This is a genomic window from Allobosea sp. Root483D1 (genome assembly GCF_001429505.1).
In the GTDB taxonomy this organism is placed as follows: domain Bacteria; phylum Pseudomonadota; class Alphaproteobacteria; order Rhizobiales; family Beijerinckiaceae; genus Allobosea.
In genome coordinates this window covers 64,511-79,849 of record NZ_LMJW01000016.1, presented here as the reverse complement: position 1 = coordinate 79,849, position 15,339 = coordinate 64,511, and the positions used below count along the sequence as shown (strand labels likewise).

The window sequence follows — 15,339 nt, the reverse complement described above, 5'->3', positions numbered from 1 at the left end:
CCGACACCGGCTAGCTGAAGTCCTTAGTTCTCGACATAGCTGATCTTGCCGTCCGTGCCCTTCTTCCAAGTGTAGACGGTGTAGTCGAGATTGGTGCGGTCGCCCTTCTTGTCATAGGACATGTCGCCGAGCACGGTCTTGAACGTCATGCCCGAATGCATCGCGGCGGCGACCTTCTTCGGGTCGAGCGATTTCGCCTGCTCGGCCGCCTGCTTCATGATCTGGACCGCGGCATAGGAATAGAGCGTGTAGGCCTCGGGGTTGATGCCCTTGGTCTCGAAGCGCTTGACGACCTCGGCGGCGACGGGACGCTTGCGCGGATCGGGCGGGAAGGTCATCAGCGTGCCTTCGGTGCCCGGGCCGCCGATCACCGCGTATTCGTCGGAGGTGATGCCGTCGGCGCCCATTGCCACCGTGGTCAGCCCCTGGTCACGCATCTGGCGGACGATCAGGCCGAGTTCGGTGTGCAGCCCGCCCCAATAGAGCAAGTCGGCCTTGGCCGATTTGATCTTCGAAACCAGCGCCGAGAAATCCTTCTCGCCGGTGTTGACGCCCTCATAGAGCGCTTCCTTGATGCCGGCCGCGTGCAGGCCCTTGCGGGTCTCCTCGGCGAGCCCCTGGCCATAGGTCGTCTTGTCGTGGACGACGACGATGACCTTGCCCTTGAAGGTCTTGGCGATGTGGCCGGAGGCGACGACGCCCTGCTGGTCGTCGCGGCCGCAGGTGCGGAACACGTTCCACAGGCCGCGCTCGGTGATCTTCGGGTTGGTCGCCGACGGGCTGATCATCAGCATGCCATTCTCGGCGTAGACCTCGGATGCCGGCATGGTGACGCCGGAGTTGAAGTGGCCGACCACCCATTTGACGCCGTCGCCGACGAACTTGTTGGCGACCGAGACGCCCTGCTTGGGGTCGCCGACATCATCCCCAGTCGAAATCACGATCGTTTGGCCAAGGATGCCGCCGGCGGCATTGATGTCGGCGACCGCCTGCTCGGCCCCGCTCTTCAATTGCGCTCCGAACGCCGCGCTCGCTCCCGTCATCGGGCCGGCGACGCCGAGCTTGATCTGCGCCACCGCCGCGCCTTGCGACATCGCGAGCACGCCAGCGGCTAGCATCGCGGCCCAGTTGGTTCTCATGTCCGTTCTCCTCCACGGTTCCATCCGTGGCCGGACGCTAAGCCGCTTGATTTAACCTGTAAATTGGAGATAGCTGGTTACATGACGGCCGATCGTACAGGTGGCCCGAGCCGGGCCGGTTCATTGCCGCTCGTCGCCAGCGAGCTCGCCTTCGATTTCGCCAACACGGCTTCGGGTCGCGGTGGACCGAACGAGCTCGAGCATCTGCGCGAGGGGCGTGACGTCGTGATCTGGGCGCGCCATGCCAAGGCGATCAGCGACAGCGACCGGGATGCCGCACTGGCCGCGGTCGCAGCCGATGCCGGACTGGCAGCACGCGTGCTCAGTGAGGCACTCGACCTGCGCGACACGATCTACCGGATCGGCCTCAGTCTTTCCCGCCGCCAGCAGCCGGAGGAGCAGGACCGATCCCGGCTAGCCGCCATCCACGCGCATTGCCTCGCCTGCGCCAAGCTGTCCCCTTTCGGCGACGGTTTCGTCTGGCGCTGGGACGCGAGCCAGTCTCTTAGCGAGGCGATCCGCGGGCCGATCGCGCTTTCGGCGTTGACCGTGCTGACCCAGCAGAACCTCGCCCGCATCAAGCAGTGCGAAGGGGACCATTGCGGCTGGCTGTTCTTCGACACCACCAAGAACAGGCTACGGCGCTGGTGCGAGATGGCGGTCTGCGGCAATCGCGCCAAGGTTCGCGCATTCCGGACACGCAATTTCGAGGCAAAGACGGTCGGATAGAGGCTGTTTATCGCGTTTTTTACGCGAACCGGTATCCACTTCGCTCGAAAATGCTCTCGTGCCGCCTTGCAGCTGACGCCGGTCGGCAAGCCGGCATGATGTCTCGCCTCACACGCCCAGCTCGGCTAGGAAGGTTCGTCCTTCCCGCATGAGACCCTCCCCATGAGCCGCACCGTCTACGTCAATGGCGCCTATCTTCCCGAGGAAGAGGCGACGATCTCGATCTTCGACCGCGGCTTCATCTTCGGCGACGGCATCTACGAGGTCTCGGCGGTGCTCGGCGGCAAGCTGGTCGACTGCGAAGCGCACCTTGCCCGGCTGGAGCGCTCGGCCGGCGAGATCGGTCTTGTCCTCCCTTGCTCGCGCGCCGAGCTCGTCGCGATCCACGAGGAGCTGATCGCCCGCAACACGCTAGACGAGGGCAGCATCTATCTGCAGGTCTCACGTGGCGCCTCGGACCGCGACTTTGCCTTCCCCAAGGGCGTGAAGTCGTCGCTGGTCCTGTTCACCCAGGCGCGCCAGTTCGCCGACACGCCGCTGGCGAAGACCGGCATCAAGGTCGTCAGCACCCCGGACCTGCGCTGGGCCCGCCGCGACATCAAGAGCGTCAACCTGCTCGCTCCGGTGCTGGCCAAGCAATTCGCGGCCGAGAACGGCGCGCAGGAAGCCTGGATGATCGAGGACGGCGTCGTCACCGAGGGTGCTTCGTCGACCGCCTGGATCGTCAAGGGCAAGACGCTGATTTCACGTCCGCTCTCGCACAAGGTGCTGCCCGGCATCACCCGCACGGCGGTGCTCGCCTTCCTGGCGGAGAGCGGCTTTACCTTTGAAGAGCGCGAGTTCACGCTCGAAGAGGCGCTCGATGCCGAGGAAGCCTTCATCACCTCCGCGACCAGCCTGGTCATGCCGGTGACGACGATCGACGGCCACAGCATCCACAACGGCGCGCCCGGCCCGGCAACGATCCGGCTGCGCGAGATCTATCTCGACCATGCCCGCAAGGGCGGCGTACTGGGCTAGCTCGGCGTCATGCTCGGGCTTGACCCGAGCATCTCAGGACGAGAAGGCGGCCTATCCTGAAAGAGATTCTCGGGTCACCGCTACGCGGCGCCCGGGAATGACGGCAACGCCGCCCGCTCCCCCATCACATAGGTCGCGACGACATTGCGCTCGTCGCCGAGCGTGACCAGCACGAAGAGCTCCTCGGCAAGATCTCGCACCGTCTCCAGCCGGTGCGCCATCGCCCGCGTCGCGGCGGGGGCGAGCACGACGATATCGGCCTCGCGCCCCGGCTCGAACGAGCCGATCAGTTGATCCAAGCCCAGCGCCGCGGCGTTGCCCAGCGTGATCGCATGCAGCGCCTCGAAGGCTGAGAGCGACTGCCCCTGGAGCTGCAGGATCTTGTAGGCCTCGGCCATGGTGCGGAGCATCGAATAGGAGGTGCCGCCGCCGATATCGGTCGCGACCGCGACCTTGACGCCCTCGCGGCGCGCGCGATCCCAATCGAACAGCCCTGAACCGAGAAAGAGGTTCGAGGTCGGGCAGAAGACTGTGATGGCGCCATGCGCGGCAAAGACGCGCCATTCGCGCTTGGTCATGTGGATGCAGTGGCCGAGCAGACTCTTCTTACCCAGCAGGCCGTAATCCTCGTAGATGCCGGCATAGTCGGCGGCGTCGGGGTAAAGCTCCCTGGCGAAGGCGATCTCGGCCCGGTTCTCGTTGATATGGGTCTGGACGAAGCAGTCGGGATGTTCCGCGACAAGCTGCTGCGAGGCCGCCATCTGCTCCGGCGTCGAGGTCACGGCAAAGCGCGGCGTGATCGCATAGAGCTGACGGCCCTTGCCGTGCCAGCGGCCGATCAGCTCCTTGCTGTCGGCATAGCCGCTCTCGGCGGTATCGGTCAGTGCCGGCGGCGCGTTGCGGTCCATCATCACCTTGCCGGCGATCATGCGGGTGTTGCGCCGGTGCGATTCGGCGAAGAAGGCCTCGGCCGACTGCTTGTGAACCGAGCAATAGACCGCGGCCGTCGTCGTGCCGCTCGCCAGCAATTCGTCGAGCAGGAAGGCGGAGAGTTTTTCGGCATGGCCCTGCTGGGCCAGCTTCTGCTCCTCGACGAAGGTGTACTTGTTCAACCACTCCATCAATTGCGCGCCATACGAGGCGATCACTTGCGTCTGCGGCATGTGGATATGGGCGTCGATGAAGCCCGGCATGATCAAATGCGGGCGATGATCGATGATCGTCGCGCCGGCCGGCAGCGTCGGCAGCAGCACCCTCGCCTCGCCAACAGCCTTGATCAGGCCGTTCTCAATGACGAGCAGACCGTCCTCGACATAGCGATGCGCGGCCTCGCCGACCTCGTGTGGATCACCGACGAACCAGAGAAGCCGGCCCCGCAAGGCCGAGATCGCACCGTCTTTGGTCAAGGCTCGCCGCTCCGGCTCAAATCGCGATCATATCTGCACCAAATCAAAGCTTCCGGCCAAGCCGCGAACGTGCCTAATCTTGGGGCATGAATCCGATCTGCGAGCGGCAAGACCGCCATGCACCAACCCGCCATGCGTGAGACCGTGCGCTTCCTGCTCGGCGACGAGTTAGTCGAGATCGCCGCCTGCGATCCGACCCGCACCGTACTCGACTGGCTCAGGCTCGACCGGCGCCGCACCGGCAGCAAGGAAGGCTGCGCCGAGGGCGATTGCGGCGCCTGCACCATCGTGGTCGGCCGGCTCGACGGCGACCGAATGCGCTATGAGGCGATCAACGCCTGCATCCGATTCCTGCCGACGCTGGACGGCTGCCATGTGCTGACCGTCGAGCATCTGAGGAATGCCGACGGCACGCTCCACCCGGTGCAGCAGGCGATGGTCGATTGCCATGGCTCGCAATGCGGATTCTGCACGCCCGGCTTCGTGATGTCGCTGCTCGCTCTCTGGCTCAACGAGCGGACGCTATCCGTCCAGCGCATCGAGGATGCCCTCGCTGGCAATCTCTGCCGCTGCACCGGTTATGAGCCGATCATCGCCGCGGCGCAGCGCATGGATGCTGCCGAGCGCGAGGCCGATCGGTTCGTCGCCACGATGCCTGCGATCATTGCCCGGCTGAAAGCGCTCGCGGATGGAGAGACGATCTCGATCGGCGACGGCGAACGTCACTTTTACGCGCCAGCGACCGTCGAAGCGCTCGCCGAACTCGTTGCCGCCCATCCGCAAGCGACGTTGGTCGCCGGGGCCACCGATGTCGGCCTCTGGGTCACCAAGGGCATGCGCCGGCTCGATCCGGTGGTCTATCTCGGCCGGATCGGCGCGTTGCGCACGATCTCCGACGAAGGCGACCATCTGCGCTTGGGCGCCATGGCGAACCAGATTGCGGTCCGCGACGCGCTCGCCGGCATCTCGCCGCAGCTCGACGAGATGATGCGCCGCTTCGGCGGCGAGCAGGTGCGCAATGCCGGTACGATCGGCGGCAACATCGCCAATGGCTCGCCGATTGGTGACTTGCCACCGGCGCTGATTGCGCTGGGGGCAACGCTGGCGCTGGCGCGCCTCCGTCATCGCGAGGAGCGCAGCGACGACGCGATCCAGGGAAACGTAGAGCGAGCCCCCCTGGATCGCTTCGCTTCGCTCGCGATGACGGCGGGGAATGTCGGAATCGAACGGCGAACCATCGCGCTCGAAGCCTTCTTCCTCGACTATCGCAAGCAGGACCGGCAGCAAGGCGAATTCGTCGAAGCCGTGCTGGTGCCGAAACTGCCCGCTGGTACGCTCTTCCACATCTCGAAGATCTCGAAGCGCTTCGACGAGGATATCTCGGCCGTCTGCGGTGCCTTCTATCTGGAGCTGGATCTGGCCGACCGCATCAGCGAGGCTAGGCTCGCCTATGGCGGCATGGCCGGTATTCCGAAACGAGCGCAGGCGGCTGAGGCAGCGCTGATTGGCCGTAACTGGAACGAAGCCGCGGTCGCCGCCTCAATCGCCGCGCTGGCGCAGGATTTCACGCCGCTCAGCGATATGCGGGCATCGGCCGCGTATCGGCTCAAGGTCGCCGCCAACCTGTTGCGGCGCTTCCTGATCGAGACGACCGCTCCCGAAACCGCGACCCGCGTCGCCGGCCTGCTGGCGGAGGCCGCCCATGGCTGATGCGCGCAAACGGCCCGACCTTGGCGAGACGCGGCCGATCGTCGGCTCGCCGCTGAAGCATGATTCAGCCGAGAAGCATGTCGCGGGCGAAGCCCTCTATATCGACGACATCGCCGAGCCGGCGGGCCTCGCCCATGCCTATATTGGCCTCTCGAACATAGCGCATGGCCGGCTGATGTCGCTCGACCTGGCGGCTGTCGAAGCTGCACCTGGGGTGCTTTCAGTTCTCACCGCAGCCGACATTCCCGGCGCGAACGACATCTCCTCGACGCACAAGCATGACGAGCCGGTCTTCGCGACCAGCGCGATCCTGCACCATGGCCAACCGCTCTTCGCCGTGGTCGCAGAGACGCGCGAGCAGGCCCGCCATGCCGCGATGCTGGCCAAGGCGACCTATGACGAGGCGCCTCCCCTGCTCGACGTCGCCGCTGCCCGCACCGCCGGCGGCGAGCTCGTCACCGATCCACTGAAGCTCGAACGCGGCGACGTCGCCGAGGCCCTGGCCGCCAGCCTGCGCCGGCTCAAGGGATCGATGGCGATCGGCGGGCAGGATCATTTCTACCTCGAAAGCCAGATCGCGCTCGCCATCCCCGGCGAGGATGGCGACATGCTGGTGCAGTCCTCGACCCAGCATCCGAGCGAGGTCCAGCACATGGTCGCCCAGGTGCTCGGCGGCGGCGCGCATGCGGTGACGATCGAGGTTCGGCGCATGGGCGGCGGCTTCGGTGGCAAGGAGACGCAGGCCAATCTCTTCGCCTGCGTCGCGGCGCTCGCCGCCCGCAAGCTGAAGCGACCGGTGAAGCTCCGGCCCGACCGAGACGACGACATGGTCATCACCGGCAAACGCCACGACTTCGTCGTCGACTACGAAATCGGCTTCGACGATGACGGCCGGATCCATGCGGTCGATGCGGTTTATGCGGCGCGCTGCGGCTGGAACGCCGATCTCTCCGGCCCGGTCACCGACCGCGCTTTGTTCCACATGGACAATTGCTATTTCTACCCGGCGGTACGGGCCCGCTCGGAGCCCCTGCGCACGCATACGGTCTCCAACACCGCCTTCCGCGGCTTCGGCGGCCCGCAAGGCATGGTCGGGGCCGAGCGCTTCATCGAGGAGGTCGCCTACGCCACCGGGCTCGATCCGCTGGAGGTGAGGAAGCGCAATCTCTATGGCGGCGAAGGTCGCGAGACGACGCCCTATCATCAGCCGGTCGAGGACATGATCGCCGGCGAGGTAATCGACGAGCTCGAACGCTGCTGCGATTACCGCTCCCGCCAGCAGGCGATCCGCGCCTTCAACCGGGAGAGCCCAATCATCAAGCGTGGCATCGCGCTGACCCCGGTCAAGTTCGGGATATCCTTCACCGCGACCTGGTACAATCAGGCCGGCGCACTGGTGCATGTCTATACCGACGGAACGGTGTCGCTGAACCATGGTGGCACCGAAATGGGCCAGGGCCTCTACCAGAAGGTGGCGCAGGTGGTGGCGCAGGCCTTCGGCATCGGGCTCGGCGAGATCAAGATCACCGCGACGACGACCGGCAAGGTGCCGAACACCTCGGCCACCGCCGCTTCGTCCGGTTCCGATCTCAATGGCATGGCGGCGCTGGACGCCTGCGAGACGATCAAGAAGCGGCTCACCGACTTCGCCGCGCAGCACTGGCAGGAGGCTCCGGAGGCGATCGCCTTCCTGCCTGGCAGGGTACGGGTCGGGGCGCGCGAAATCGGCTTCGTCGAGCTGATCCAAATGGCCTACATGGCCCGCGTCCAGCTCTCGGCCACGGGCTTCTATGCAACGCCGAAGATCCATTGGGACCGCAAGGCCGGCCGCGGCCATCCGTTCTATTATTTCGCCTATGGCGCAGCCGCGGCCGAGGTCGCGATCGACACGCTGACCGGCGAGTACAAGGTCGAACGCGTCGACATCCTGCACGACTGCGGCAACTCGCTGAACCCGGCGATCGACAAGGGTCAGATCGAGGGCGGCTTCATCCAGGGCATGGGCTGGCTGACCACCGAGGAGCTGGTCTGGGACGAGAAGGGTCGGCTCAAGACGCACGCCCCGTCGACCTACAAGATCCCGGTCGCCTCCGACCGGCCGCGCATCTTCAACGTCGCGCTTCTGGAGAATGCGCCCAATCGCGAGCACACCATCCATCGCTCCAAGGCGGTCGGCGAGCCGCCGCTGATGCTCGCGATCAGCGTGCTGCACGCACTCTCCGATGCAGTAGCCAGCGTCGGGAATCACCGCTTCTGCCCGCAGCTCGACGCGCCGGCGACGCCGGAGCGGGTGCTCGACGCAGTCGATCGGGTGCGTGCCCTGGCGGAGGCGGCGCGATGACCCCCGCCGAGTTCCTCGCCGCCAGCCTCACTGAGGGCGCCGTCATCGTCAGCATTGCGCAGGCGCAGGGCTCGACCCCGCGCGAGGCCGGTGCAACCATGATCATCAGCGCCGGCGGCAGCGCCGGCACCATCGGCGGCGGCCAGCTCGAATTCCATTGCATCGACCTCGCCCGGGTCCTGCTCGACAGTAGCGGCCCGCGGCAGCTCATCGACATCCCACTCGGCCCGCAAATGGGCCAGTGCTGCGGTGGACGCGTCCGGGTGGCGATGGAGCCGGCGACCCCGGCCCATCTGGAAGCGCTCAAGCAGGACGAGGCGAAAGCGGTGGCCGGGCGACCACAGGTGCTGATCTTCGGCGCTGGCCACACCGGCAAGGCGCTGGCGCGGAGCCTCGCCTTGCTTCCCCTCGCCGTGAGCCTGGTCGACGATCGGCATGGCCAGTTCGACGAAGTGCCAGCGGCCGTCGCCTGCCTGCAGCTCGACGATCCGGAGCCCGCTCTGTCTACAGCCCGGCCCGGCTCGGCTTTCGTCGTGCTGACCCATAGCCACGCGCTCGATTATCGCCTGGCCGAGGCGGCACTCCTGCGCGGCGATGCCGCCTATGTCGGCATGATCGGTTCGGCCACGAAGCGCGCCCGCTTCGAGGCGAGCTTCCGCCGCCGTCACCCCGGCAACAAGGCCTTGACGCAACTCACCTGCCCGATCGGTGGATCGGATGTGCATGACAAGCGTCCGGAGGTGATCGCCGCCTTGACGAGTGCCGAGCTGGTGCGTTGCTTGCTTGGCGAAACTGTGACGAGACGAGTGAGGGCACGGAACCGCCATGACGCAGCCGCCTGACCAGACGGCACCTTCGCGCCTGGCGCTCGCCCATGTCTCGAAAAGCTTTCCAGGCGTGAAGGCCAATCAGGACATCAGCCTCAGCGTCCGCCCCGGCGAGATCCATGCCTTGCTCGGCGAGAACGGCGCCGGCAAGTCGACCCTGGTCAAGATCATCTACGGGGTGCAGAGGGCCGACGAGGGCCAGATCAGCTTCGACGGCCGCCTGGTCGAGATCTCCTCGCCCAAGGCGGCGCGCAAGCTCGGCATCGGCATGGTCTTCCAGCATTTCTCGCTGTTCGACGGCATGACCGTGCTGGAGAACATCGCGCTCGGTCTGGACGAGACGGTGCCGGCCGAGGAGCTGAAGGCGCGGATCAAGGCGATCCTCGACAGCTATTCGCTGCCGCTCGACCCCGACCGCGCGGTGCACACGCTCTCTGTCGGCGAGCGCCAGCGCATCGAGATCGTGCGCTGCCTGCTGCAGAAGCCGAAGCTGCTGATCATGGACGAGCCGACCTCGGTGCTGACCCCGCAGGAGGTCGAGCGCCTGTTCGAGACGCTGAGGCAGATTGCCAACCAAGGCTGTTCGATCCTCTACATCAGCCACAAGCTGCACGAGATCAAAGCGCTCTGCGAGGCCGCCACGATCCTGCGCGGCGGCAAGGTCGTCGCGACCTGCGATCCGCGGACCGAGACGACCCGCCACATGGCTGAGCTGATGATCGGCGCCGAGCTCAAGAACCTCGATCGCCCAGCTGGCGACGGCAAGGCAGGCGCAGCGCGGCTCAGCGTGGACAGGCTCGACATGCCCGGCGAGCCCCCCTTCGGCACCAGCCTGAAGGGAATCTCGTTTTCTGCTCATGCCGGCGAGATCCTCGGCATCGCCGGCGTCGCCGGCAATGGCCAGGCCGAGCTGTTGATGGCGCTCTCGGGCGAGCATCTCGCTGGCCAGCCTGATGCGATCAGGCTCGACGGCCGGCCGATCGGTCTTGCAAATGCCGGCGCGCGCCGCGCCGCCGGACTCGCCTGCGTGCCGGAAGAGCGCAATGGCCATGCCGCCGTGCCCGACTTCTCGCTCGCCGAGAATGTCGTGCTGACCGCGCGCCATCGCCTGCCGCTGGCGCCATCCGGCCTGATCCGGCAAGGACCGGTGGAGGCTTATGCGAAGGATGTCATCGCCCGCTTCGACGTCCGCACCACCGGCCCGGCGGCCCTCGCCAGCTCGCTCTCGGGCGGCAACCTGCAGAAATTCATCATGGGCCGCGAGATCGGACAGAGGCCCGATGTGCTGGTGGTGGCGCAGCCGACCTGGGGCGTCGATGCCGGCGCCGCCGCCGCGATCCGGCAGGCGCTGGTCGATCTCGCCGCGCAGGGCTCGGCCATCGTGGTGATCTCGCAGGACCTCGACGAACTGCTCGAGCTCTCCGACCGGCTCTGCGTCATCAACGAAGGCCGGCTGTCGCAGGCCCGGCCGGTCGCCGGGCTGAAGCTGGAAGAGATCGGCCTGCTGATGGGCGGCGTCCACGGCGAGAGCCATGCCGGGGAGCCCGCTCATGCTTGAGTGGCGGCGCCGGCGCGAGCCCAGCAAGGCGATGCTCTATCTGAGCCCGCTGATCGCGATCGGGCTCACCATGCTGACCGGCATGCTGGTCTTCGGCGCAATCGGTTATGACGGCCTTCGCGCGGTCACGGCGATCTTCATCACGCCGCTGATCGAGCCGCAGCGCTGGGCCGATCTAGGCGTCAAGGCGGCGCCGCTGATCATGATCGCGCTCGGCCTCGCCATCGGCTTTCGCGCCAATGTCTGGAATATCGGCGCCGAGGGTCAATACGTCATGGGCGCGATCGCCGGTACCGGCGTCGCGCTTTTGACCCATGACATGACCGGCTGGTGGATCCTGCCGGCGATGGCGCTCGCCGGCATCCTCGGTGGCGCGGCCTGGGCGGCGGTTCCGGCGCTGCTCAAGGTCCGGCTGCAGGTCAGCGAGATCCTGACCAGCCTGATGCTGACCTATGTCGCCGTGCAGTTCCTGTATTACCTCGTGCGCGGCCCGTGGAAGGACCCGGACGGCTTCAATTTCCCCCAGACCAGGATGTTCAGCGCCGACCAGACGCTGCCCGCGATCGCGGAGGGCTCGCTCGTCCATGTCGGCGTGCCGCTGGCCGTCCTGCTTGCGCTCATCGCCGGGTTCGTCCTGAGCAAGACCGTCGCTGGCTACGCCGTGCGCGTCGTCGGGCGCGCCCCGGCCGCAGCCCGCCATGGCGGCTTCGACGCCAACGGCGTCACCTGGGCCGTACTGCTGGCCGGGGGCGGCCTTGCCGGACTCGCCGGACTGCTCGAGGCGGCCGGCCCCTTTGGCCAGCTCACCCCGCAATTCCCGGTCGGCTACGGCTTCACCGCGATCATCGTCGCCTTCCTCGGCCGGCTCTCGCCTGTCGGCATCGTCTTCGGCGCACTGGTGCTGGCGGTGACCTATGTCGGGGGCGAGATCGCCCAGAGCACGGTGCGCCTGCCCTCGGCCGCGACCGGCATGTTCCAGGCGCTGCTGCTGTTCTTCCTGCTCGCGACCGATGTGCTGGTGCGCTGGCGGCTCGCCTGGAAGGCGCGGCCGGCAAAGGTGGCGCCATGACCGCCGCCATCCTCGCCTCGATCTTCATGACGCTCGCAGCAGCCGCGACGCCGATCCTGCTTGCCGGTCTCGGCGAGCTCGTGACCGAGAAGGCCGGCGTCCTCAATCTCGGCGTCGAGGGCATGATGCTGTGCGGCGCGGTCGCGGGCTTCGCGGTCGCCTATTCGACCGGCAGCATCGCCCTCGGGCTCATCGCCGCGACGCTGGCCGGTGTCGCGGCCGCGATGATCTTCGCGCTGCTGACGCTCGGCCTCGGCTCCAACCAGGTCGCGACGGGCCTCGCGCTAACGATCTTCGGCATCGGCGCCTCGTCGCTGATCGGCGCCGGCTTCGTCGGCCGCACGATCACGCGGCTCGGCCCGCTCTTTCCCGCCGACTATGCCGCCCATCCCTGGTTGCGCCTCGTCTTCGGTCATGACGCGATCGTCTATCTCTCGCTGGCGCTGGTCCTCGCCGTCGGCCTGTTCCTGCGCCGGACGCGGGCCGGATTGATCCTGCGCGCCGTCGGCGAGAATGCCGATTCCGCCCACGCCATCGGCTATCGCGTGCTGGCGATCCGCACGGCTGCGACCGCCTTCGGCGGCGCGCTGGCTGGGCTCGGCGGCGCCTATTTTTCGCTGGCGCTGACGCCGATGTGGGCCGACCGGCTGACCGCCGGCCGTGGCTGGATCGCGCTCGCGCTCGTCGTCTTCGCCGCGTGGAAGCCGGGACGGCTGCTGCTCGGCGCCTATCTCTTCGGCGCGGTCGCGACCTTCGAATTGCAGGCCAAGGCTGCCGGCTGGAGCTTCATCGCGCCCGAGGTGCTGGCGATGACCCCCTACCTTGCGACGATTGTGGTTCTGACCATGATGTCGCTAGGAGGACGGACCGGTGGGCGCGACGCGCCCGCCTGCCTCGGCAAGCCTTTCCCGGCGTCGTGACGACGCCGCAACCGACAACGGGGAACCACACCATGTCGACCATCATCACCCGCCGCACTCTTCTTGCCGGCGCTGCTGCCAGCTCGGCCCTGCCGCTGTTCGGCGCGCGCGCCCAGGCGCCGTTCGGCGTCGGCTTCGTCTATGTCGGCCCTATCGGCGACCATGGCTATACCTGGACCCACGACCAGGGCCGCCTCGCGCTGGAGAAGGAATACGGCGCGAGGATCAAGACCAGCTTCATCGAGAACGTCGCCGAGGGCCCGGACGCGGCGCGCGCCATCCGCCAGCTCGCCCAGGCCGGCAACCAGCTGATCTTCACCACCTCCTTCGGCTTCATGAACCCGACGATCCAGGTCGCCAAGCAGTTCCCGAAGATCTTCTTCGAGCATGCCACCGGCTATCAGCGCGCCGAGAACGTCGCGACCTACAATGCCCGCTTCTATGAGGGCCGCGCCGCGATCGGCACCATCGCCGGCCACATGTCGAAGACCGGCCAGGCCGGCTATGTCGCCTCCTTCCCGATTCCTGAGGTGGTGATGGGCATCAACGCCTTCCACCTGGCGGCGAAGAAGGTGAACCCCAACTTCAAGACCAAGGTGATCTGGTGCTCGACCTGGTACGACCCCGCCAAGGAGGCCGATGCGGCCAAGGCGCTGATCGACCAGGGCGCCGACATGATCACCCAGCACACCGATTCCGCCGCCCCGCTGCAGGCGGCCGAGCAGCGCGGCGTCTTCGCCTTCGGGCAGGCGTCGGACATGAAGGCCTTCGCGCCCAAGGCGCATCTCTCGGCCATCGTCGACGACTGGTCGGGCTACTACATCAAGCGCGTCAAGGAGGCGATGGACGGCAGCTGGAAGACCGGCGACGTCTGGCACGGCCTCAAAGAGGGCATGGTCAAGCTCGCGCCCTATAACGACGCGATCACGCCAGCGGCCCGCGCCGCTGCGGACGAAGTGCAAAAGGGTATCATCGCCGGCACGCTCCACCCCTTCACCGGCGAGCTCAAGGACCAGAAGGGCACGCTGCGCCTGAAGGCCGGCGAGACCGCCAGCGACGAGATGCTCTCGAAGATGGACTGGTACGTCGACGGCGTGCAGGCCTAAGGCCGGCAGCCAGAGCGCGTCATGCTCGGGCTCGTCCCGAGCATCTCAGGCCGGAGGAGGCGCGATCCAGCGCCTTCTCGTCCAGCGATTCTCGGGTCTACGCTTCGCTCTGCCCGAGAATGACGCCCTCCAGCCACGCACAAAAATTACCCGCAGGAACCCCCTTGCAGATATTTTAAGCTTGAAACAATATGACTGCCGAGCCGCATGGACGGGGTTGGGGAACCCTGCCGGCGGACGCATCTGGCAGGTCCCGGGAGGACATCAGACATGACACTGAAATTCGCTTTGTCGCTCAGTGCCGGCGCGCTCGCGCTCGGGCTTTCCGCTGCGCAGGCGCAGGAGCCCTTGAAGATCGGCGTGGTCAGCGTGCTGACGGGGCCAGCGGCGGCGCTCGGCCAGCAGGTTCGCGACGGCTTCCAGCTCGCCGTCGACCAGAATGGCGGCAAGCTCGGCGGCGTGCCGGTGCAGATCACCGTGATCGACGACGAGCTCAAGCCCGACGTCGCCGTCGGCAAGGTCCGCAGCTTCGTCGAAGGCGGCAAGGTCGACTTCGTCGTAGGCCCGGTGTTCTCGAACATCCTCGGCGCGATCGCCAAGCCCGTGCTCGATTCGGGCGCCATCCTGATCAGCCCGAACGCCGGCCCGTCCACCATGGCCGGCAAGGCCTGCCACCAGAACTTCTTCGTGACCTCGTACCAGAACGACCAGGTCCACGAGGTGCTGGGCAAGTACGCGCAGGACCAGAACTACAAGAAGGCCTACATCATCGCGCCGAACTACCAGGCGGGTAAGGACTCGCTCGCCGGCTTCAAGCGCTACTTCAAGGGCGAGGTCCTCGACGAGGTCTATGTCCCGCTGACCGCGCTCGATTTCTCGGCCGAGCTCGCCAAGATCGCCTCGGCCAAGCCCGACGTGGTCTTCGCCTTCCTGCCCGGCGGCCTCGGCGTCAACTTCGTCAAGCAGTGGTCGCAGGCCGGCCTCACCGGCAAGGTACCCTTCCTCTCCGCCTTCACGGTTGACGAGTCGACCCTGCCGGCGCAGCAGGATGCGGCGGTCGGCATGTTCGGCGGCATGACCTGGGCCCCCAACATGGACAACCCGCAGACGAAGAAGTTCGTCTCGGCCTATGAAGCGGCCTACAAGATCGTGCCCGGCTCCTATGCCCAGCAGGCCTTCGACGCGGCGCAATTGATCGACTCGGCGGTCAAGGCTGCTGGTGGCACCGCCGACAAGGACAAGCTGCGCGCCGCGATCAAGAAGGCCGACTTCACCTCGCTGCGCGGTAAATTCAAGTTCAACACCAATGGCTACCCGATCCAGGACTTCTACCTGGTCAAGGTCGCCAAGCGCGCCGACGGCAAGTTCCAGACCGAGATCGCCCAGAAGGTGTTCGAGGACTACGCCGATCCGCACGCGAAGGATTGCGCCCTCAAATAGGGCAGCCGAACCTCGGGAACCCCTCTCCTGGAAGGAGAGGGGTAGGGGTGAGGTGTTCGTAGCGAAATCATTGG

At 66.6% G+C, this 15,339-nt stretch carries 12 protein-coding genes; 10 read left to right on the top strand and 2 right to left on the bottom strand.

The features are described 5' to 3' along the window. Positions 1-23: 23 nt before the first annotated feature. Positions 24-1,139: a branched-chain amino acid ABC transporter substrate-binding protein gene (locus ASE66_RS13210; RefSeq protein WP_057190096.1), complete on the bottom strand. Its 1,116-nt coding sequence runs from the start codon at positions 1,137-1,139 to the stop codon at positions 24-26. Positions 1,140-1,220: 81 nt separating this feature from the next. Between ASE66_RS13210 and ASE66_RS13205 the strand changes: the two genes are divergently transcribed. Beyond that, the gene (locus tag ASE66_RS13205; protein ID WP_082613412.1) at positions 1,221-1,868 is read left to right on the top strand and encodes a CGNR zinc finger domain-containing protein; all 648 of its coding nucleotides are present in this window, start codon (positions 1,221-1,223) and stop codon (positions 1,866-1,868) included. A 162-nt stretch (positions 1,869-2,030) separates the two neighbouring features. Beyond that, a complete protein-coding gene (locus tag ASE66_RS13200) occupies positions 2,031-2,888 on the top strand; it encodes a D-amino-acid transaminase (protein ID WP_057190094.1) in 858 nt (285 codons plus the stop codon). Positions 2,889-2,968: 80 nt separating this feature from the next. Here ASE66_RS13200 and guaD read toward each other — a convergent pair whose 3' ends face one another. Beyond that, complete coding sequence (gene guaD / locus ASE66_RS13195; protein ID WP_082613411.1) at positions 2,969-4,294, bottom strand: guanine deaminase; 1,326 nt, start codon at positions 4,292-4,294, stop codon at positions 2,969-2,971. Positions 4,295-4,411: 117 nt separating this feature from the next. On the opposite strand from guaD, the gene ASE66_RS13190 reads away from it, so the two are divergent. From ASE66_RS13190 to ASE66_RS13155, 8 genes are all read left to right on the top strand, one after another. Next, positions 4,412-6,004: a xanthine dehydrogenase small subunit gene (locus tag ASE66_RS13190; protein WP_200964591.1), complete on the top strand. Its 1,593-nt coding sequence runs from the start codon at positions 4,412-4,414 to the stop codon at positions 6,002-6,004. After that, on the top strand, positions 5,997-8,345 hold the full coding sequence (xdhB, locus tag ASE66_RS13185) for a xanthine dehydrogenase molybdopterin binding subunit (protein WP_057190092.1): 2,349 nt from the start codon (positions 5,997-5,999) through the stop codon (positions 8,343-8,345). The genes ASE66_RS13190 and xdhB overlap by 8 nt, the downstream gene beginning before the upstream one ends. Then, on the top strand, positions 8,342-9,187 hold the full coding sequence (gene xdhC, locus ASE66_RS13180; protein ID WP_057190091.1) for a xanthine dehydrogenase accessory protein XdhC: 846 nt from the start codon (positions 8,342-8,344) through the stop codon (positions 9,185-9,187). The genes xdhB and xdhC overlap by 4 nt, the downstream gene beginning before the upstream one ends. Then, the gene (locus ASE66_RS13175) at positions 9,171-10,730 is read left to right on the top strand and encodes an ABC transporter ATP-binding protein (RefSeq protein ID WP_057190090.1); all 1,560 of its coding nucleotides are present in this window, start codon (positions 9,171-9,173) and stop codon (positions 10,728-10,730) included. The genes xdhC and ASE66_RS13175 overlap by 17 nt, the downstream gene beginning before the upstream one ends. Further along, positions 10,723-11,799 carry an ABC transporter permease gene (locus ASE66_RS13170; protein WP_057190089.1) on the top strand — a complete coding sequence of 359 codons (1,077 nt, stop codon included), beginning with the start codon at positions 10,723-10,725 and terminating at the stop codon, positions 11,797-11,799. Before ASE66_RS13175 ends, ASE66_RS13170 begins: the two co-directional genes overlap by 8 nt. After that, positions 11,796-12,719 carry an ABC transporter permease gene (locus ASE66_RS13165; protein WP_057190088.1) on the top strand — a complete coding sequence of 308 codons (924 nt, stop codon included), beginning with the start codon at positions 11,796-11,798 and terminating at the stop codon, positions 12,717-12,719. The genes ASE66_RS13170 and ASE66_RS13165 overlap by 4 nt, the downstream gene beginning before the upstream one ends. Before the next feature lie 32 nt (positions 12,720-12,751). Further along, positions 12,752-13,825 (top strand): BMP family ABC transporter substrate-binding protein, encoded by a 1,074-nt coding sequence (locus tag ASE66_RS13160; protein WP_057190087.1) that lies wholly within the window; start codon positions 12,752-12,754, stop codon positions 13,823-13,825. 270 nt (positions 13,826-14,095) lie between these two features. Further along, positions 14,096-15,265 (top strand): ABC transporter substrate-binding protein, encoded by a 1,170-nt coding sequence (locus ASE66_RS13155; protein ID WP_156412141.1) that lies wholly within the window; start codon positions 14,096-14,098, stop codon positions 15,263-15,265. The last annotated feature ends 74 nt before the right edge of the window (positions 15,266-15,339 follow it).